At 69.5% G+C, this 20228-nt stretch carries 17 protein-coding genes; 8 read left to right on the top strand and 9 right to left on the bottom strand.

The genetic code is table 11. The features are described from left to right. Nucleotides 1-266: 266 nt before the first annotated feature. From NWFMUON74_RS25205 to NWFMUON74_RS25215, 3 genes are all read left to right on the top strand, one after another. On the top strand, nt 267-809 hold the full coding sequence (locus NWFMUON74_RS25205) for a DUF8020 domain-containing protein (protein WP_187684260.1): 543 nt from the start codon (nt 267-269) through the stop codon (nt 807-809). 216 nt (nt 810-1025) lie between these two features. Next, nucleotides 1026-1898, top strand: coding sequence for a hypothetical protein (locus tag NWFMUON74_RS25210; RefSeq protein WP_187684261.1), 873 nt, complete (start codon nt 1026-1028; stop codon nt 1896-1898). Next, the gene (locus NWFMUON74_RS25215) at nt 1891-3693 is read left to right on the top strand and encodes a GMC family oxidoreductase N-terminal domain-containing protein (RefSeq protein WP_187684262.1); all 1803 of its coding nucleotides are present in this window, start codon (nt 1891-1893) and stop codon (nt 3691-3693) included. The genes NWFMUON74_RS25210 and NWFMUON74_RS25215 overlap by 8 nt, the downstream gene beginning before the upstream one ends. On the opposite strand, the gene NWFMUON74_RS25220 is transcribed toward NWFMUON74_RS25215, so the two are convergent. After that, nucleotides 3671-3814 carry a hypothetical protein gene (locus NWFMUON74_RS25220; protein ID WP_187684263.1) on the bottom strand — a complete coding sequence of 48 codons (144 nt, stop codon included), beginning with the start codon at nt 3812-3814 and terminating at the stop codon, nt 3671-3673. The genes NWFMUON74_RS25215 and NWFMUON74_RS25220 overlap by 23 nt on opposite strands. 387 nt (nt 3815-4201) lie before the next feature. Between NWFMUON74_RS25220 and NWFMUON74_RS25225 the strand changes: the two genes are divergently transcribed. Together NWFMUON74_RS25225 and NWFMUON74_RS25230 are read left to right on the top strand one after the other, a co-directional pair. Further along, complete coding sequence (locus NWFMUON74_RS25225) at nt 4202-5449, top strand: cytochrome P450 family protein (protein WP_187684264.1); 1248 nt, start codon at nt 4202-4204, stop codon at nt 5447-5449. Between the two features lie 296 nt (nt 5450-5745). Continuing rightward, a complete protein-coding gene (locus NWFMUON74_RS25230; RefSeq protein ID WP_187684265.1) occupies nt 5746-6957 on the top strand; it encodes a cytochrome P450 in 1212 nt (403 codons plus the stop codon). Between the two features lie 68 nt (nt 6958-7025). Here the strand turns inward: NWFMUON74_RS25230 and NWFMUON74_RS25235 are convergent, their stop codons facing one another. The 5 genes from NWFMUON74_RS25235 to NWFMUON74_RS25255 form a co-directional block, all read right to left on the bottom strand. Next, complete coding sequence (locus NWFMUON74_RS25235; RefSeq protein ID WP_342213077.1) at nt 7026-8297, bottom strand: cytochrome P450 family protein; 1272 nt, start codon at nt 8295-8297, stop codon at nt 7026-7028. Nucleotides 8298-8602: 305 nt separating this feature from the next. After that, nucleotides 8603-10363, bottom strand: coding sequence for a 3-deoxy-7-phosphoheptulonate synthase (locus tag NWFMUON74_RS25240; RefSeq protein ID WP_187684266.1), 1761 nt, complete (start codon nt 10361-10363; stop codon nt 8603-8605). Between the two features lie 24 nt (nt 10364-10387). Continuing rightward, the gene (locus tag NWFMUON74_RS25245; protein WP_187684267.1) at nt 10388-11869 is read right to left on the bottom strand and encodes an NAD(P)/FAD-dependent oxidoreductase; all 1482 of its coding nucleotides are present in this window, start codon (nt 11867-11869) and stop codon (nt 10388-10390) included. A gap of 572 nt (nt 11870-12441) precedes the next feature. After that, nucleotides 12442-13500: a hypothetical protein gene (locus NWFMUON74_RS25250; RefSeq protein WP_187684268.1), complete on the bottom strand. Its 1059-nt coding sequence runs from the start codon at nt 13498-13500 to the stop codon at nt 12442-12444. Between the two features lie 388 nt (nt 13501-13888). Then, complete coding sequence (locus NWFMUON74_RS25255) at nt 13889-15235, bottom strand: family 1 glycosylhydrolase (RefSeq protein WP_187684269.1); 1347 nt, start codon at nt 15233-15235, stop codon at nt 13889-13891. A gap of 140 nt (nt 15236-15375) precedes the next feature. Here NWFMUON74_RS25255 and NWFMUON74_RS25260 point away from each other — a divergent pair, with 140 nt between their 5' ends. The 3 genes from NWFMUON74_RS25260 to NWFMUON74_RS25270 are packed head-to-tail and all read left to right on the top strand — an operon-like array spanning nt 15376 to nt 16426. Continuing rightward, entirely contained in the window at nt 15376-15789 is a 414-nt protein-coding gene (locus NWFMUON74_RS25260; RefSeq protein WP_187684270.1) for a phage holin family protein, read from the top strand. Beyond that, nucleotides 15786-16166, top strand: coding sequence for a DUF3618 domain-containing protein (locus NWFMUON74_RS25265; RefSeq protein WP_187684271.1), 381 nt, complete (start codon nt 15786-15788; stop codon nt 16164-16166). Before NWFMUON74_RS25260 ends, NWFMUON74_RS25265 begins: the two co-directional genes overlap by 4 nt. After that, entirely contained in the window at nt 16166-16426 is a 261-nt protein-coding gene (locus NWFMUON74_RS25270; RefSeq protein ID WP_187684272.1) for a DUF4235 domain-containing protein, read from the top strand. Before NWFMUON74_RS25265 ends, NWFMUON74_RS25270 begins: the two co-directional genes overlap by 1 nt. A 72-nt stretch (nt 16427-16498) precedes the next feature. On the opposite strand, the gene katG is transcribed toward NWFMUON74_RS25270, so the two are convergent. From katG to NWFMUON74_RS25285, 3 genes are all read right to left on the bottom strand, one after another. Then, complete coding sequence (katG, locus tag NWFMUON74_RS25275; RefSeq protein WP_187684273.1) at nt 16499-18730, bottom strand: catalase/peroxidase HPI; 2232 nt, start codon at nt 18728-18730, stop codon at nt 16499-16501. Between the two features lie 35 nt (nt 18731-18765). Continuing rightward, nucleotides 18766-19170 (bottom strand): Fur family transcriptional regulator, encoded by a 405-nt coding sequence (locus NWFMUON74_RS25280; RefSeq protein ID WP_269475362.1) that lies wholly within the window; start codon nt 19168-19170, stop codon nt 18766-18768. A gap of 112 nt (nt 19171-19282) precedes the next feature. Continuing rightward, nucleotides 19283-20218 carry a sigma-70 family RNA polymerase sigma factor gene (locus NWFMUON74_RS25285; protein WP_187684275.1) on the bottom strand — a complete coding sequence of 312 codons (936 nt, stop codon included), beginning with the start codon at nt 20216-20218 and terminating at the stop codon, nt 19283-19285. Between the last annotated feature and the right edge of the window lie 10 nt (nt 20219-20228).

Below are 20228 nucleotides of genomic sequence, written 5' to 3' on the forward strand. Positions count from 1 at the left end.
ACGGCTGGGCGGTACGGCGTTCATTGGTACGAAATATTTCCTTTGGCCGACGCCGGATCGGCTCAACGCTGGAGGTGTCCCAATTCCGGACCGCGCGAGCGCCGCGTCGTCACAATGCGGCGGCCGCGCGGGCGGGCGCGTGTCGGTCCCGGACGGTAGTATCGGCATCCGGTCGCCGGGTTCGGTGACCGAACGAAATGTCTGGCCGGGCACGGCCATTCAGGGGATGTGTCGGCACAATACTGCCGACGGAATGTGGGGAATCGATGACAGTCGACAAGTTCGCCGCCGCGGCCCTACTCGCGATCGGCGCCACCGCCGCCACCGCCGGCATCGTGCACGCCCAACCGGCACCCGCCACCGAGATCGCCGTGCGGGCCACCGATCACGGCATCGGCTACACGACCGCACCGACCGCGGACCACCTGGGCGTGACCACCACCGTCGAGTCGGGGCGGTTCGTCGCCGCTCCCGACGCCACCTCGATCGCGCTCACCGACGCCACGGGCGCCACCGTCGCGGTCGTGCCGCTGGGCCTGCAGACCGCCGCCGGAGCGGTCGGGATCACCCCGCGCATCGACAACGACGGCCGCACCCTCACCCTCACACCGCACTCGGCCACGGCGGCGCAGTCGATCGACGAAGCCGCCGACACCCTGGCCCGCAAGCAATACAACGCCGGTGTCGGCGCGCTCATCGGCGCCGGTATCGGCGCGGTGATCGGGTTCTTCCTCGGCGGCGTCGGCGCGCTGGTCACCGTCCCGATCGGGGCCGGCCTCGGCGCGCTGATCGGCTACTCCACCCCGTAGCGCGCATCGGCATCACCACCCGCGGCCCGGCCGCCGGATATCCGGTGGCCGGGCCGCGGGTGTATACCGCACGCGGAAACCTTGGTGCAGTTCCCAATTCGCGGCCGATACCGGGAACGGTCACCACATAATTTCGCCGAACCTCCCTCGGCGTAGCTCCTCTCGTCTTCTCCTGGATCGCACAGCGATTCGTCCTCGGTGCGATCAGGAGTCACCATGTCGAACGAGGAAACAGCGTTCACGGCCGCGGGTCGCCGCGACTTCCTGCGGTACGCGGCGAGTTTCGCGGCCGCCGCGGGTATCGGCGCGGCGGCAGCGCCGATCGGCGCACGATCACCGGGCCCGCTCGGCGCCTTCGAGGCCCTGGTGCTCGACTCGGTTCGCGGCGTCTGCGTGATGGTGTTCCCGGGACCGGACGAATGGTCCCGGGTACAGGGCGTGACGTGGCCGGGCCGCGGGCCGATCGAGTCCGGTGGCGGCGAGTTCATCGTCGAGCTGTTCGACCAGTACCTCGCTACCGGCGACCAGCTGACCAGGCCGCTGGCCGCCGCGCTCGCCGCCGGACTGAACGACCTCGGCATACCCGCGGCCCCGCTGCTCGGGGTGTCACCGGAGCAGGGGCGCACCCTGGACCAGGCGCTGGGATTCGCCTACTCCGATCGCACACTGCCGTTGTCTCTGCTGGTAGGGCTGGTGCTGACCTTCGGTGCGCTGCTGATCGCGCCCGCCAGCCTGGTCGGACCGCTCGGGTCGCCGTTCGCCCGCCTGAGCCTGCGCGACAAGTGCCGGGTGATCGAGTTGCTCGAACGGCCCCTACCGGCCCTGGTCGGCCTGATCGACGGCGGACTGCCCGGCCCGCTGCGCGGTTCGGCGAGCGGCTTCCTGCGATTCGCGGGCGGGATCCTGTTGGAAGGCACCGCCTTCGGCGTGCATTCGGAGATGGCCATGTTCGACCCGGTGGCACGGGCCGTCGTCGGGCGGCCGCCGTCGTGGGAACTCACCGGCTACCGCCCGGCCGGCCTGCTCGAGGGCCACGACGAGCTGATCGGCTACTACCAAGGCCGTACGGAGGTGCCCGCGGATGCGTGACGTCATCGTGATCGGAGCGGGCGGCGGCGGGCCTGTCATCGCCGCCGAACTGGCCGGGCGCGGCCTGGATGTGCTGTTACTGGAGGCGGGCCCGCGCCACGGCGCGCCGAGCGAGCAGTGGTCGCACGCCGAGAACGACGCCAACAACCCCAACCACGGTTTCCTGCGGTTCGGCCCGCAGGACCGGCGCCAGCCCGCATGGTTCCGGGAGTGGGCGTCGAACGTCTACGCCTGGCAGCTGGCCGGGGTCGGCGGGACCACCGCGCACTACTTCGCCAACAGCCCGCGCCCGTACCCGGGCGTATTCCAGGGCTATTCGGGTCCCGACGCGGCCGCCTACGATCGCGCGCACGAATTCCCGTTCCCCTACGCGGAATTCGTGCCGTATCTGGAGTGGGTGGAGGCGACGCTGCCGGTGCAGACCGCGGCCATGGGCACCAAGGAGCAGCTGACCTTCCGCGGCTGCGAGAACGTCGGGCTGCCGGTGCAGACCACCCGCACCACCACCGGGGCCTCGTTCCGGCCCCAGCAGAACGCCATCCTGCAACCCGGCGGCAATGCCGGGCGCAGCGATCGCGCCGACCTGCTGACCTATCCGGACGCGACCGGCTGCACCTTCTGCGGGCACTGTTTCCAGGGCTGCTACGAGCCGATCGGGGCGCCACGCAACCGCGCCGCCAAACGCTCCACCGACAACAGCTATGTGCCGCTGGGCCTCGCCGCCGACGCCGTCCGTCCCGGCGGCCGGGCCGTCGAACTGCTCGCCGACAGCTTCGTACAGCAGATCCACACCGAACAGCACGGCGGCGAGCTGGTCGCGACCGGCGTCACCTGGCGCGACAATTCCAGCGGCGCGCGGTTCACCGAGGACGCCCGCGTGGTGGTGCTCGCGGGCGGCTCGACCGAGAGCCCGCGGCTGTGGCTCAACAGCGGGCTGCCCAACCCCAACGACTGGGTGGGGCGCGGGCACACCGACCACTTCCTGGACTGGGTCGTCGGCAGTTTCGACGAGTACACCGGTAACTCCAAGGGCGCCAACTCCTCGGCCCGCGTCGACTTTCCGGGCCACGGCGGCATCGAGAACGTCGGGCTGACCCCGGCCATCCAGGCGTTCTCGATGGCCCTGTCCGACAGCGGCGTACGCGGCGTCTACGACAACGGCCGCGCCCCGCTGGGTCCCTGGGACGGCCCGGCCGGGCGGCTGGTCGGCACGGAGCTGATGGAACTGCTTTCCGGCGGCATCGACCATCTGCTGAACTTCCTCGTCCTCACCGACGACCACGTCGAGCCGCGGAACCGGATCAGCCTGTCGCTGTTCCCCGCCGACGAGAACGGCGCCCCCGCCAAGATCGATGTCGCACGGCGGCAACGCGATCCGCGGACGCTGGCGAACCGGGAGTTCATGGCCGCCCGCGCCGCGGAGATCATGCGGGCGGCCGGGGCGCGCAAGGTGTACCGGGTGGACTGGGCGCCATTGCTGCTGCACGTGCACTCGTCTATGCGGATGGGCGCCTCGCCCGCGGACTCGGTGCTCGGCGCCGACGCGCAGGCCCGCTGGGTCCGGCGGCTCTACATCGCCGACAATTCGGCACTGCCGAACGCCCTGGGCGGGCCGAATCCGACCCTGTCCACCCAGGCGCTGGCGACCCGCACCGCCGAGCACATCTTCCGCGACTACTTCGGCGGCGACACCTGGGTCGACAAGGAGTCGCCGATCGTCAGCACCGATGCGCGGATCTCCGCGCGCCTGACCGACCTCGGCGACCCGGGCGTCACAGCAGGAGCAGGCCGATAGCCGCGGCGGCGACCAGCAGGACCCACACGGCCATGACGCCGTTCGCGGAAGTCGTGGAACCGAAGCACTCGGCCACCCGAATCGGTCGATGGTCTCTGGTCACCGGATCAGAGGTGTTCATTGTGATCATCCTCTCGGGACTCGCCATGTCGACGCGCACTGCGTCCTCATCGATCGCCATACCCGCCCACGTTGCGTACCAACAGGTTTGAAGTTCGCAATGCTGTGACCCCGCTCACCGCCGGCGGCGATCCGGCAAATGCCCGGACCGGTCGGTCATTCGACCTGCGGGACCGGCGGCGGGTGCGTAGGATCGGACAGCGTTGCCCGAAAGATGCTCCAGGGCAATACGTTTGCTAGACCTCGGGATACCGTCGGTGCGATCCGGCGTCAGGGTGGGGCGGTCGAAGCAGTGCCTTATCCGCGCGCGGCGAGTCGGCGGCGTCCCCGGTGACGTTCCCACCGCCGGACCCGCAACCGTCCGGCCGCAGTCAGTAAGGAGCTCCCGATGTTGGAGTCTGTGTCGCATCCGATCGTCCTGAATCCCGACGGCGTGGACATTCAGGGCGAGTCCGCCCGCATCCGCGCGCAGGGGCCCGTCACCGCGGTCGCGCTACACGACGGTGTGCGCGCCTGGTCCGTGACCGACCAGGCCATCCTCCGGGATCTGCTGCGCGACAAGCGCGTATCCAAGGACCCGCGGCAGCACTGGCCCGCCTTCCGGGAGGGCCGCATCACCCCGGCCTGGGGTCTGTTCACCTGGGTGGCGGTGACCAACATGTTCACCGCCTACGGCGCGGACCACACCCGCCTGCGCCGGCTGGTCCAGCCCGCGTTCACCCAGCGGCGCACCGACGCGATGCGACCGCGCATCGAGGCGATCACCGCCGACCTGCTGGATCGGCTCGCGCAGACGCCGCCCGGCGAAGCGGTCGACCTCCGCGAGGAATTCGCCTACCCGCTGCCCATCCGGGTCATCTCCGAACTGATGGGCGTGCCCGAGTCGCTCAATCCCGGCCTGCGCACCTGCGTCGACGGCATCTTCGACACCTCCCTGACACCCGAGCAGGCCCAGGCCAATTTCGCCGAGATGCAGCGCATCCTGCGCGAGCTGGTGGAATATCGGCGCGGCACTCCCGGTGACGATATGACCAGCGTGCTCATCGCGCACCGCAGCGAGGAGGACGGCTCGGCACTGACCGAACAGGAACTCGTCGACACCCTGCTGCTGGTGATCAGCGCCGGACACGAGACCACTGTGAATTTGCTGGATCAGGCGATCTACCTCCTGCTGACCCGGCCGGACCAGCTGGCGCAGCTGGAGTCCGGCGCGGTCGACTGGAAGAACGATCTGGTCGAGGAGGTGCTGCGGTACGAGGCGCCGGTCGCGCATCTGCCGCTGCGCTACGCCGTCGAGGACATCGATATCGAGACCGCCGACGGCGTCGTCCACATCGGCCGCGGCGAACCGATTCTCGCCTCCTACGCCGCGGCCAATCGCGACCCGAAGGTGCACGGCGACACCGCCGACCAGTTCGATGTGACGCGAATCAACAAGGCGCACATGGCCTTCGGCTACGGCGCGCACCTGTGCCTGGGCGCGCCGCTGGCCCGGCTGGAGGCCGAGGTGGCGCTGCCCGCCCTCTTCCGCCGCTTCCCCGGCATGCGGCTGGCTGCCGACCGGTCGGAACTGGGCACGGTGGCGAGTTTCATCTCCAACGGCCACAAACGACTGCCCGTGCGGCTGACCGCCTGACCCTCGCGGCACCGTCCGAACGGTCCGGTCGCCATGTTCCCGGCGGCGGCCGGACCGGCCGGTCAGCGCTGCGGATTCACGATTAGCCTGCGGGATGCTCCGAGGGTAGCTACGATGTAGGGCTGTTGCCCGAATTGTTCTCAGGGGCAACAGGTTTGACTCATCATGGGTTTGTTTTGCCGCGAGCGCCGGACGCACCCCGGCCGTCGGCTGAGAGAGGGCGCCGATGCCCGCATTACGTCTTGTCTACCGTTTGGAGATCATCTGTGACCGGTTCTCGTCCACCAGGCGCCTTCATGGACTCGCCGTTGTTCATCGAGGGGCAGCGATTCTCGATGTACACACCGGAATTCGCCGCCGACCCCCATCCCGCGTACCGGGAAATGCGCCGCCAGCACGGTTCGCTGGTACCCGTCATGCTCGCGCCCGGTGTGCCGGCCACCTTGGTGATCGGTTACCGCGCCGCGCTGGAGATCCTCAACGACCCGGGGCATTTCCCGGCCGATCCCCGCGCATGGCAGCAGTCCGTCCCTGAGAACTGCCCGCTGCTGCCGATGCTGGAGTGGCGGCCCAACGCGCTGCGCACCGACGGCCGCGAGCACGACCGCTACCGGGAGGCCAATACCGCCGCGATCGACGGCATCGACCTGAACGCGATGCACACGGTGGTCGAGCGGATCGCGATCGGGCTGATCAACACGTTCTGCGAGGAGGGCTACGCCGATCTGCTCGAGCAGTACATCTACACGCTGGTTCGCAGCACGCTCGACCACATGCTGGGCTGCACCGCCGATGTCGGCGAACGGGTCGCCACCGGCAGCGCGATGATGTTCGACGCCCAGGGCGACGCCGAGGCCGGTAACCGGATGCTGCTCGAGGCGCTGCAGGAACATATCGCCTACAAGCGCGCGCATCCCGGAAACGACATCACCAGCCGGTTGATCGGCCATCCCGCCGGGCTCGACGACGCGGAGATGGTGCACCAACTGGTCACGCTGTACGCGGCCGGTGTCGAGCCGGGGGTCCATCTGATCGCGAACACGCTGCGCATCATGCTCACCAACGACCGCCTCGGCGGCGATCTGGTCGGTGGCAGCCTGTCGACCCGTGACGCGCTCGACGAGGTCCTGTTCACCGATCCGCCGCTGGCGAACTACTGCGTCAGCTACCCGCGCCAGCCCATCCTCATCAACGACGTCTGGCTGCCGGCGAACCAACCGGTCGTGATCAGCATGGCCGCCGTCGGCGCGGACCCGTCCGTCACCGGGGGCGACCGCACCGGCAACCGGTCGCATCTGGCGTGGAGCGCCGGGCCGCACGCCTGCCCCGCCCGCTCGGTGGCCTACCTCATCGCGCAGGACGCGATCGACCAGCTGCTCGACGCCCTGCCCGACATCCGCCTGGCCGTGCCGGTCGAGGAACTGACCTGGCGGCCGGGCCCGTTCCACCGGGCGCTGGTGTCGCTGCCGGTGGCGTTCCCGAAATCCGCACCGTTCAACCTGGGCTGAGGACACCGGGCGCCCCGCGGCCCGCACATTCCCCGCGGCCGCGGCGGCGGTGGTCGGCGGCCTCCGGTTTACATGACGGGCAGCGGCGGCGACGGCGAGAAGGTGACCGGCAGATCCACCAGGGCGCGGTGGAACGGCCCGGGCCGCCACACCAAATCCCTTTCGGCCCTTGCCATTTGCATGTCCGGAATGGCGTCGAAGAGCTGATCGATGCCGGGTTGCACGGTCAGCCGCGCTACGTCCTGCGCCGGGCAGCGGTGCGGCCCGGCGCTCCACGCCAGGTGCGAGCGATTGCCGATGCTGCTCTCACCCAACTCCGTGCCGCGGATCTCCGGATCGTTGTTGCAGGCGGCCAGGCTGATCACCACCGGCTTGTGCGCGGGCAGCCACACCCCGTCGACCATGATCGGCTGGCGCGGGTAGGTGGTGCAGAAGTTCGCCATCGGCGGGTCGTTGAACAGCACCTCGTCGATCGCGTCCACGGTCGACAGGTTCCGGCCGAGCACGTTCTGGCTCTGGAACCGGTCGTCGGTCATCATCAGCCGCAGCGCGTTGGTGATCAGGTTGCGCTGCGCCTCGAATCCCGCGCCGTAGAAACTCATCAGCTGCGCGAAGACCTCGTCGTCGTTGAGTTCGTACTGCGGGTCGGCCAGCACCGAGGTGACGTCGTTGCCGCCGTACTCGCGCTTGAGCTGGATGAGTTCCATGAGCGCCATCTTCAGCGTCTGCATGCCCTCGGGACGGCCCTCGAACCGCTCGGCCATGCCCTGGGCCACCCGCGTCCCGATGTCGGGCGGGCAGCCGACCATATCGTTGATCACATCGAGCACGAGCGGAAAGGCGTACTGCGTCACCAGATCCGCGTAGCCGTTGCCGCAGAAGTTGTTGATCAGCGGCCGGGCCAGCCGCTCGACCGTGGCGGGCACGGCGTGCAGGTTGATGTTGTTGATGGCGGCGACCGAGGGCCGCCGGTACCGTTCGTGCGCGGCGCCGCTGTTGTACCGCGCGGCGGGCAGGTAGGCCATCATCGGGCGGACCGGCGAATCCGCGGGGATGGTGTCCTGCCAGGTGCGGGGGTCGGTGGGAAAGTGCTCCGGATCGTTGAGAATCCGTACGGCGGTGGCGTATCCGATCACCAGGGTGGCCGGCACGCCGGGCGCGAGCATGACCGGGACCAGGGAGCCATAGCGTTCCCGCCAGTTGCGGTAGGCGCCGTGCGGGTCGTCGACGAACTCCTGGGTGTACATGGGTACCCCGTCGTCGATGTCACCGGAGGCCGCGTGCTGGACGGGGCACATTCCGGTCGCGGTGGTGTAGGAGGGGGGCTGTGGTGTGGTCAAAGACGTGACTCCAGACAAGCGAACTGAGGTAAGCGATCAGTGAGCGCGGGCACGTAAAACACGTAATACCGGCCGCGTGCCGCGAGCGAATACCGCGGCGCGCCGGGTCGCTGAGGGGTCGAAACTGCAGCCTCCATGACCCGTCGACCGGAAACCTGGCGACTCGCCCACGGGTAGCAACATAGCAACGATCGCGATCGCGTGCGGCGGCATCATCCCAGAGCTGGCCCGAACTCACCATCGACGCGCGGATGTAGCTGCGCGCCGACCCGGCACGCCGCGGCCCAGAACCGGCCGTGCCCTGCTCAGGTTGCTCGCAGCTCGACCAGGGCCGCCATCACGCTGTGCAGAATGTGCGTTTCGCCCCATCCGCCGAATTCGGTGGCGGCGGACGCGCATTCGAGATGCAGCCCGCCGGGAACCGTACCGACCGCCCGGCAAACGCGGAGGAACTCCGCGATCGCGGCGCCGACCTCACCGACGCGAGAGCCGCTGTTGCCGTTACGGGTTCGCCCGCGGGCCCGCATCGGGTCGGCCATCCAGCACACCGGTGTCGACCGCGCGGCGGCCGCCTCGATCAGCCGCGGCAGCCAGTCGCCGATCGGCTCGGCGCCCAGGCGCGCCACGAGGGTGAGCCGCCCCGCCTGTTTGCCGGGATTCAGCTCCAGGCACAGCCGCTCGACCTCGCGGGGCGTGGTCTCCGGCCCCACCGATACGGCCACCGCGTTGCGGACCCGGGCGGCGAACCTGGTGTGCGCCTGCGTATTTCGAGCCCGGTCGCCGATCCAGACCAGCTGCGTCGAGCAGTCCCACCAGTCCGGGCCGTGGCGGGTGAGCGCGGCGGCGTACCGCAGCGTCGGCGCCTCGTGCGAGATCCGCAGCCGCGTCATCGAGCTGAACAGCTCGCGCGCGGCCGTCGGCGCGGCGGCGGCCAGCGGCAACAGCCCGGCGACCTCGCGGAACACGTCACGGGCCACCTGATCGGTGGACCGGTCGGCGGCATGGCGCAGCAGATCCGCGCTCGCCGCCACCGGCGCGTGCCGGGTACGCCAGTAATTGACCGCGGCCGCGGCGTGAAAGTAGGTCTGCAACAACGGATCCGGCGTCTCCGCGGCCGTGCCGAGGCGGCCGGACAGGTGGCTCACCGGCACCACCCGGACTTCCGCGCCGAGCCCGTGGGCGAGCACCGCGGTGGCGGCGTGGACGAGCGCGCGCCGGGCCGCGAGCGAACGGGTGTCGCAGACCAGGGGCGCGTCGTCGCCGTCACCGAGATGCAGCACGAAGGCCCGGCCGCGGGTGGCCGCGGCCAGGTCGCCGATCAGCGCCTCGCAGTCGCTCGGGTCGACCAGCGGGGGCAGCGCCCGCAGCCGCTCGACGCTGCCCGGCGGCGCCTCGTCCTGCGGGACCGCCGATTCCCACAGCGCCGTCGCCGGGTCGGCCGCGTCCGGCTCGGGGGTATCGGGCTCGTCGGACCAGGGCAGGTCGCCGTCGGCGGCGATCTCGGCGCAGTCCGGCGGAATCACGTCCGGGTTGAAGGACTCCCGGATGTAGCACAGCGGCCGATCACCGAGCACTATGACGTAGGCCTTGGCGGCGCACAGGCGGCCGTCCGGCCACCGTGCCACGCCCGCGCGCAACACCTGCCGCCGCTGGGACACCCCGCGCGACACCAGGGTGTACCCGATCGGCATCTGCACGTCGTCCACCCCGCATGCGGCGGCCGGGCCGCTGACGGTGACGACGTGGTTGACCGACACGGTCACCAGGTCGGGGTCGATCAGGCACGAGCGGCGGACGATGACCCGGTCGGCGCCCGACACCTGCAGGGCATCGGTGACCGCGGCCGGAATCCGCGCGGCCGCGACGTCGTCCTGCCGCAGCACCCGCACCTGGAGTTCGGTACGCAGGATCGCCTCCAGCACCGGCATCGTGAAGCCGTCACTGGCCAGCAGCATCCTGGTGAGCGGATGCGCGAATTGCGCGATTTCGTCTCTGGGGGACCGCGCCCCCGAATCGCCGGGCGACTGGTCGCCTGGCGATTCGGGGACGGAGTGAACGATGGTCACGACAACATCCGTGTCCGAGGACCGCTACACGGCCTCGGCGTCGCGCTTCGGCGGGATGAACGGCCGGACCACGCCCTCCATTTCCGCGGCCGTGCGCGGCCGGTTGGTGAGGCCGAGCACGGGCGCGGTGGTGATGCGCACGTCACCCATCACCGTGTCCGCACCCAGCGGGTCGCGCCAGATGTTCCATACCGGGGACATGTCCAGATGCCCCATGTACTTGATGTTCACGCCGTCCTCGTCGAGGTGCTCGGCCTCGGCGACGATGGTGTCGGTCTCGATGCGCCGCTGTTCGCCCGCCGACTCGCTCACGTCGGTCAGCCCGGCCATGATCCGGGTGAACGATTCCTCCGGTGTGTCACCGGCTTTCACGTCGGTCAGCGTGCTGGCGTGCGAGAAGTACTCGTTGGCCCCGATGTACTGCTCGTACATGCGCGACACCAGCACCAGGAAGCGCTCGTAGGCACGGCGATAGGTGTAGTCGAAGAACGCCAGTGCCTCCGCCTCGGGCATCTCCCCGCGCAGCGCGGTGGCGATGGATGCCGCGGCGCACAGCCCGCCGTACGTCGCCAGGTGCACGCCGGTGGACAGCAGCGGGTCCAGGAAGCACGCCGAGTCGCCGACGATGGCGTAGCCGGGACCGCAGAACCGGTCGGACACATAGGAGTAGTCCTGCTCCGCCCGTACCTCGGTGACCTGGCGGGCGCCCTCGAGCATCACCGCCAGCTTCGGGTTCTTGCGGATGGAGTCGTGATAGAACGCCTCCCGCGAGCCGAGTTCGCGCACCCGCGCCCCGGCGACCGTGGTGGGAACCACGTAGCCGACGCTGTAGCGGCCGTCCGCCAGCGGGATGTGCCAGAACCAGCCGCCCTCGTCGGTCGAGACCACGTTGATCGCGCCCTCGGGACTGTCGGGGTGCAGGTGCGCGCCCTCCCAGTAGGACCAGACCGCGATGTTGCGAAAAGCCTTGTGCTGCTTGCGCATATCGAAGTACCGACGAGACAGCAGCCCGGCCCGGCCGGATGCGTCGACGAGGAAGTCGAAGGTGGTGGTGCGGACCTGATCGTCACCGGCGAGGGTCCATTCGACCGCGGTCGGGCGGTCGTCGTCGAACACCACGTTCTGCACCGTGGCCTGCTCGATCACCTCGGCGCCCTGCTTGGCGGCGTTGCGGAGCAGGATGTTGTCGAATTCCGCGCGGTCGACCTGCCAGGACCATGCCTCGGCGTCGACGAGCTTGGACCAGTCCAGCAGCCAGGTGTCGTCCTTCCACTGGAAATATCCACCGCGCTTCACCTGGAACCCGTGGGCGGCAACCTCGTCGTACGCACCGGAAAGGCGCAGCGTCGACAGGCACGACGCCAGCAGCGATTCCCCGATGTGGTACCTCGGAAATTGGTCCTTTTCCAGGAGTGTTACTCGAATGCCCGAGCGTGCGAGCAGGGCTGCCGTGGTCGACCCGGCGGGGCCTCCACCTACTACTAGGACGTGCGGATTGTTCCCCATAGCAAACTCCCTGGAAACTGCCGACAACAAGAACGCGCGCGTCTACACCGGCGACCGGACCCACTCCGGGCTCCAGGCTGGCCAGCAACCCGAACCAAGCATTGCCGCTGGATAACTAGAAGACGTAGCGCAATAGTTATTGTAGGAAACGATCATTGAAAGCTCAAGTGCAAGAACATTTTTCGGCGGTCGACAGCGCCCCGCGCGGGGTGCTGAAAGGTAGCGGATATCCACAGAGGGCGCGGCGTGCCGCGCTGTCGCCCACGGCATGTCGGTATCGATGCCGAAGGAATCAGGGAAACCCGGAAGTACTACCGAGCCGAACGCTTCGCCGGGAACGTCACCGGAGGGACGGAAGGCCTGGCCGGAAGCGGCAACGAACATCTCGTCTCGTCATCACCCGCTCTTCCTCGTAAACATCGGTTTGGCGGCCTCGATCCAGGGTACGGCCATCGACGTCCGCACGGGGGCGTTGCGGGCAAATCGGTCGAAAGTCTGTGTTCGCACTATTGCGAATGCGCAGCACAGGCTCCGCCCCAGGGCGATTCGTCGATACGGCGGTGTTCGGCTGTCTACCCGCGTGGACCGGCGGCGAGGGCGACCGTCGTCGCGGCGGCCTGTTCCGCCTCCGCCACCGAGCATCGGCCCAGGCCACAGGCGGTCGCTATGCCGTAGGCCGGGCGGCCCGCCGCCGCCTCGAACAGGTCACGGGCGCGGGCACTCTCGTCGCCCGGGTCCGAGGAGGCCACCCCGGCGATCACCCGCCAGCCCGGATCGAGTTCGCGCAGCGGCGCGTAGAAACCCGGGTCCAGCGGCGCCGGCTCGGCGCCGAACGCGCACGGCACGTGCACCGGCGGCAGCGGGACCCCCGCCTTGTGCAGTCGTCGCGCGGTGTGATTGAGCAGCGTGACCGCCGGGGCGAGATCGCGCGGCGACAGCAGGCTCTTGTGCTGATAGTCGCCGTAGCACAGGTGCACGACCCGGTCCGCGCCGATCGCTTCCATGCGCCCGAGGAACCCGGCGAGCTGCCCGGCGACGAGTGGCGCCACCGCCCACTGGGAGCGCAGCTGCTGGGCTTTGACCATGCTGAGCAACGCGAGCGGCGACTCCACCTGCCAGACGACGCTGTCGCCGTAGCGCTGCTGGACCTCGGTCATCTCCCGCAGCACCGCCTCGGTGAACACCGGCAGATTGCGCAGCGCGGCGATGACGACTCCGCTGTGCCGCAGCGCCCTTCCGACCGGCAACCCGGCCGAAACCGCCGCCCCGGCGAAGACGAACATCGCCAGATCCAGCGGATTCGGCTGACTAATCTGCACTTTTACTCCAGCCAGCGCCGGTCGCTCGCTCCGCAGCGTCTGCCAGGCCGCGACGACGTCGCCGATGCGCTCGACGCGGTCCATGGCCACGTGCTCGGGCTGCAGCTTACGGCCCTGTCGCACACCGTAGCTGGGGAAAGCGCTGTAATCGGCGTAGTCACCGGCTGCGACGATCTCGAAGACATCATGCTTTTCACGGGTCCGTAGGTACTCGATGATCCAGTCGGGGTCCAGATCACACGGCACGCCCGTCACCGGGTTGCCCGCGGCGTGGTCGGCGAACCACTGCAGTACGGCCCTGTTTCCCGTCATCAATTCTCTCGGAAGAGACCCGACAAAGTGTGCGTACCTGGCCTGATGCGGCTCTGCTGTGCTGTTCATGCGGGCCCTGCCATCCGTTGCTCGAGCCGGGCGCTCGGCCCGGCCACGTCGTTCGTCAGCCTTTCCAGGGTACCCGCGCATACCGCCCCGCTACTCCCGTTCCTGAGAGACGACCGCATCGCACCAGCTCGGCGCGGTTTCGGGCAACCTCCCAATAGCATTAGCGGGCAACGGTTTTCACGACCAACCGCGAACCGGGCGCGAACATCGGCCGAACGCGCCGGGTCCGGCTCCGGCTCCCGGCAACCGCATCGACGGCCCCCGAACGCCATCCGGCGGCACCGGAATCGCCACGGTGCCGCCGGAGTGAGCCGGAGCGCTACCCCGCCGCCAGCGGGGTGAGGCAGCTCGCCGGCGGATCGACGAAGATGCACAGCGACGGCGCGTGCGAGGGCCGGTACCCGGCGGGGACGCCGCCCTCGGCGACGATCCGCGAATAGGCGCCCACGGCGTCGGTGGGGCGGCGGGTGAGCGACGGATCGGTGCGCACGTCGACCGTGTAGAGGCCGAAACGTGGTGTGTAGCTGCCCCATTCGTAGTTGTCGGTGATGCTCCAGTAGTTGTAGCCGATGACGTTCATCCCGTCGGCCTTGGCGCGCTGCAGCCAGTACACGGTGTCGCGGAGGTGATCAGCGCGGGTGTAGCCGTCGGCGCGGGGCAGGCCGTTCTCGGTGGGCATGCCGTTCTCCACGACGTAGAGCGGCTTGCCCGGAAAGCGCTTCGAATAGTGTTGCAGCGCATAGTAGATGCCCTCCGTACGCAACGGCATCTCCCAGATGCGCGGCCCCGGCAGGGTCGGGATCGCCGAGCCGCTGGCCCGGGAGATGGCGCCGAGCAGCGACTGCGCCGGATCGAAGCCGAAATAGTAGTCCACGCCCACGAAGTCGAGCCGGGCCGCGACCCGGTCGGCGAACGCGCCGTTGACCTGGTCCTCGGAACCGGCGACGTAGCCGACGTTGGCGGTCACCTGCGCGCCGGGCTGCACCTGGTGGATGTAGTCGTAGATGTCGTTGTGGGCCTGGACGATTCGGTCCTGCATGCTGCCCGCGTCGGCGGCGCCGCCGCGGATCTCGTGCTGGATGTAGGCCGCGGGTTCGTTCACGGTGACCCACAACGGGTTTCGCGAGGCGTAGCGGTCGACCACCGCGCGCATATTGGCCAGCCAGTCGCCGACCATGCCCGCGCCGCGCCAGCCGCCGCGATCCGCCGCCCAGCCGGGGTACACCCAGTGATCGAGGGTGATCATCGGCCGCATACCCGCCGCGACGATATTCGCCACGACGTCGTCGTAGAAGCGGAAGGCGTTCTCGTCCCAGACGCCGGGCTCGGGCTGCAGTCGCGCCCATTCGACACCCACCCGGAACACCCGCACGCCCATGTCGGCGGCCAGGCGAATGTCCGACGCGTACCGCTCGGTGAAGTCGACCGAATCCTGTAGTGGCTCGAAGCCGGGGTTCTTGGCGATGTAGCGCGTCCAATTACTGTCCGGCGCACGGCCTTCGGACTGGAATCCGGAACTCGCCACACCCCACAGGAAACCCGCGTCGAGTGGTGTCAGGGCGGCCGCCCGCAACGGCGGGGCGGCCAGGGACTGCGTACCGAGCAGCAGAGTCGACGCGATGACGACGAACGCGGCCAGGACACATCGTTGAAACCGAGATCGCATCGGCTCAGCGTAACGGCCCGCACCCGGTCGACGCCGGAGATCGCGGCTAGTCGATACAGCCGCAAAGGTTTCCGCGATTGACCGCCGCCCGACCGGGTAGCCGAGACAACGACACGCCTCAGCGAGGAAAGGAGTCCCTGGTGGTAGACGAAATCAGGGCGGCGCCGGCCCGGGAACGCCCGGTGGGCGAGCTGGTCGGCGACGCCTCCGAGCAACTGTCCCGCCTGGTCCGCGACGAGATGCGGCTGGCCGTCGCCGAGCTGCAGCAGAAGGGTAAGCGCACCGGAGTCGGGGCGGGCCTGTTCGGCGTCGCAGCCGTGCTGGCGTTCTACGGCGGCGCGGCCCTGGTGGCCTGTGTCGTGCTGGCGCTGGCGTCGGCGCTCGCCGGGTGGCTGGCGGCGCTGCTCGTCGGTGTGGCGCTGCTGCTGGTCGCGGGAGTGACGGCGCTGATCGGGGTCAAGCAGGTGCGCGCCGCGACGCCACCGGTCCCGCAGGAGGCAGTGAGCGGCGTGCAGACCGATATCGAGACGATGAAGGAAGGACTGCGCCGATGACCGGATCACATCGCGACACGGACGCCGAGGCGGCGACGCCGACCGAACCGGATGCCATCAGACGCGACATCGAGCGGACCCGCGCGGAACTCGGCGAGACTGTGGACGCATTGGCGCACAAGGCCGACGTCTCCGCCCGCGCCAAGGAGAAACTGCACGACACCTCGACCGCCGCACAGGCCAAGGCGAGTGAGTTGTCGGCACGGGCCGAGGACGCCGCCGGCCGGGCGATCGCCACGACCGAGGCGCGCGCCGACCAGGCCGGCGCGGCCGTGCGCCGTCGTCCGCTACCCGCCGCCGCGGCGGCCGCCGCGGCCGCGCTCCTGGTCACCTGGCGTCTGATGCGGCGCCGCAACCGCAAAGAACGGGCGTCGTGATGAAGCTGCTCTACAAACCGCTGGGCATGCTCGTCGGCGTCCTGGGTGGCCTGGCCGCGTCCGCCGTTTTCGCGCACACCTGGAAGCTGCTGACCGGCGAGGACGACGCGCCCGCCGCCACCGACCGCGACCGCGGCTGGGGCGAAATCGTGGCCGCGGCCGCCCTGCAGGGCGCGGTCTTCGCCACCGTGCGAGCCGTCATCGACCGCGGCGGCGCCGCCGGGTTCCGCAAGGTCACCGGCACCTGGCCAGCGGACTGAAAGACATACGACGCGTTGCAACGACGACGCCGGGCCGTCCCCTGTGGGGGCAGCCCGGCGTCGTCGGTGGAATCAGCGGAGGTCGAAGCGGTCGTTGTTCGCCACCTTGACCCAGGCGGCGACGAAATCGTTCACGAACCGCTGCTCGGCGCCCTGCTGGGCGTACACCTCGGCCACCGCGCGCAGCACCGAGTGCGAACCGAAGACGAGGTCGTTGGCGGTGGCGGTCCACTTGGCCGCGCCGGATTTCCGATCGAAGCCCTCGTAGACGTTCTCCGCCGACTCCGACGCCTTCCACTCGGTGTTCTGATCGAGCAGATTGACGAAGAAGTCGGTGGTCAGCGTGCCCGGCCGGTCGGTGAACACGCCGTGCGCGCTGCCGCCGTAGTTGGCGCCGAGCGCGCGCAGTCCGCCGATCAGTACCGTCAACTCCGGCGCGGTGACGTCGAGCATGTAGGCGCGGTCGAGCAGCAGCCGCTCCAGCGGCGCCTTCTCACCGGGGCGCACATAGTTGCGGAAGCCGTCGGCCCGCGGCTCGAGCACCGCGAACGACTCCACATCGGTGTTCTCCTGTGTCGCGTCCGTGCGCCCCGGCGCGAACGGCACCGTGATGTCCTGGCCCGCGTCCTTGGCCGCCTTCTCGATCGCCGCCGATCCGGCGAGGATGATCAGATCCGCCAGCGAGACCTTCTTACCCCCGGTCGCCGAGTCGTTGAACTCCCGCTGGATCTGTTCCAGCACGGGCAGCACCTTCGCCAGTTCGGCCGGTTCGTTGACCTCCCAATTCTTCTGCGGCTCCAGCCGGATCCGGGCGCCGTTGGCGCCACCGCGCTTGTCGGTGCTGCGGAAGCTGGCCGCCGACGCCCACGCCGTCTTCACCAGTTGCGGCACCGACAGGCCCGACTCGAGGACCTTGCCCTTCAGCGCCGCGATGTCCTGCTCGTCGATCAGCGCGTGGTCGACGTCCGGCACCGGGTCCTGCCACAGCTGCGGCTCGGGGACCCACGGGCCCAGGTAGCGGCTGATCGGTCCCATGTCGCGGTGCAGCAGCTTGTACCAGGCCTTCGCGAACGCCTCGGACAGCTCCTCCGGGTGCTCCAGCCAGCGGCTGGTGATCTCCCGGTAGATCGGGTCCTCGCGCAGGGCCAGGTCGGTGGTCAGCATGGTGGGCGTCCGCGCGGGGCCGTCGAACGGGTCGGGGATGGTGCCCTCGCCCGCGCCGTCCTTCGGCTTCCACTGCCATGCCCCCGCCGGGCTCTTGGTCAGCTCCCACTCGTAGCCGTACAGGTTCTGCAGAAAACCGTTGCCCCACTTGGTCGGAGTGGAGGTCCAGACGACCTCGAGGCCGCTGGTGATGGCGTCGCGGCCCTTGCCCGAGCCGTAGCTGCTCTTCCAGCCCAGGCCCTGCTGCTCGATCGGAGCGCCCTCGGGCTCGGCGCCGACCAGGTCGGGGTCGCCCGCGCCGTGGGTCTTGCCGAAGCTGTGCCCGCCGACGATCAGCGCCGCGGTCTCCTCGTCGTTCATGGCCATGCGGCCGAAGGTCTCCCGGATGTCGCGAGCGGCGGCCACCGGGTCCGGACGGCCGTTGGGGCCTTCCGGATTCACGTAGATCAGGCCCATCTGGACCGCGCCGAGCGGACCGGCCAGCTCGCGGTCACCGCTGTAGCGCTCGTCGCCGAGCCAGGTGTCCTCCGGACCCCAGAAGACCTCCTCCGGCTCCCAGATGTCGGGGCGGCCGAATCCGAAACCGAAGGTCTGGAAGCCCATCGACTCGAGCGCCACATTGCCGGCGAACACCAGCAGGTCCGCCCAGGAGATGCTGTTGCCGTACTTCTGCTTGACCGGCCACAGCAGGCGGCGGGCCTTGTCCAGGTTGGCGTTGTCGGGCCAGCTGTTCAGCGGTGCGAAACGCTGTGCGCCCTGCCCGCCGCCGCCGCGCCCGTCGGCGATGCGGTAGGTGCCCGCCGCGTGCCAGCTCATCCGGATGAACAGGCCGCCGTAGTTGCCGTAGTCGGCCGGCCACCAGTCCTGCGAATCGGTCAGGACCGCCGCGACATCGGCCTTGAGCGCGTCGACGTCGAGCTTGGCGAATTCCTTCGCGTAGTCGAAGTCCTCGCCCAGCGGGTTCGATTTGGACGAGTGGGCGTGCAGCACCGAGACGTCGATCTGCTCCGGCCACCAGTCCCTGTTGGTGCGCGGCCGGTGGTCGGTCTTGGCGGTCGGGGACGGGATCGCCGGGTTCTCGCTCTCGCTGTTGCTTCGAGTCGCGGTGTCGGAAGCGGGTGGGCGGCTATCTGATGTCACGTCATTCCTTCCTGAATGGGTGATGCGGGCTGCGGTCAAGGACGTTGTGATGCCGCGCAATCGGGGCACATGCCCCAGTAGATGACTTCTGCTTCGTCGATCGAGTAACCACGGTCGTCGGACGCGGTCAGGCAGGGCGCCGCACCGACCGCGCAGTCGACGTCGGCGATCGCCCCGCACGACCGGCACACGACGTGATGGTGGTTGTCACCGACGCGCGCCTCGTACCGGGCCACCGACCCGGACGGCTGGATGCACCGCAGCAGACCGGCCGCGGTGAGCGTGCGCAGCGAGTCGTACACCGCCTGATGCGACACCGTGGACAGCTGATCGCGCACGGCGCGGATGACGGAATCCGTATCGGCGTGCGGATGCCCGTGCACCGCACGCAGTACCGCGACCCGCGGCGCGGTCACGCGCAGCGAAACCCCCCGCAGCATCTCCTGGAACTCCGTGGCCGTTGGCACCTTTGGAAGTGTCGTCCCCATTCTGGAACGAGTCAAGCATTTGATTCGGAACGGGCGATGTCCCCGAGTGCGCGCGGGAAAGTGCCTACCAGGATTCGATCAAGGGCGCGTCGTGCTCGTGCCGCCGCCACTGCTCGGTGAGGCGGCCGAGCCGCGCGGGCGAGGCCATGCCGCAGACGGACGCGATCTTGTCGCCACGAACCTCGAGCACGGCGACGCCCACCACGCGGTCGTCGAGCACGGCGATGACCGCCGGGGCGCCGTTGATCACTCCGGTATGGATGGCCGGGGAGCCGCCGGCGAGTTTGCGTTTCGCCGGAGTCGGTTTGAACGCGGCACGGGTCGCGGCGGCGAACCGCTCCGGAACCGAGTACCGCAGCAGCTTGTCGTTCAGCCCCGCTCCGTCGGAGACCGCGGTCGCGTCGGCGGTCAGCAGCGCCACCAGCCGTTCGGTCCGGCCCGAGGCGGCGGCATCGACGAACGCCGCCGCGATCCGGTGCGCCGCGGCGCGATCGACCCGCGTCGTACCGCGCGCGGCGGCGAGGTGTCGCCGGGCCCGATGCGCGTGCTGCTGACTCGCGGACTCGGTGATGTCGAGTATCTGCGCGATCTCGGCGTGACCGTACGAAAACGCTTCGCGCAGAACATAAACCGCCCGTTCGACCGGCGACAGCCGCTCCATCAGCAGCAGCACCGCCAGGCTGACCGATTCGCGCTGCTCGACGGTGTCGGCCGGACCCAGCATCGGGTCGCCGTCGAGCAGCGGTTCGGGCATCCACGCGCCGACCGCGCGCTCACGCCGCACCTTCGCCGAGCGGAGCCGGTCGACCGCCAGATTGGTGACGATCTTGGTCAGCCAGGCCTCCGGCGCCACGATGTGGTCGCGGTCGGCGGCCTGCCAGCGGAGGAAGGCGTCCTGCACCGTGTCCTCGGCGTCGGCGGCCGAGCCGAGCAGGCGATAGGCGATCGAGGCCAGCCGGTCTCGGCTGGCCTCGAAACGCGCCACGGTGGCAGTGTCCATGCGCGACACC

Source organism: Nocardia wallacei, assembly GCF_014466955.1.
Lineage (GTDB): Bacteria > Actinomycetota > Actinomycetes > Mycobacteriales > Mycobacteriaceae > Nocardia > Nocardia wallacei.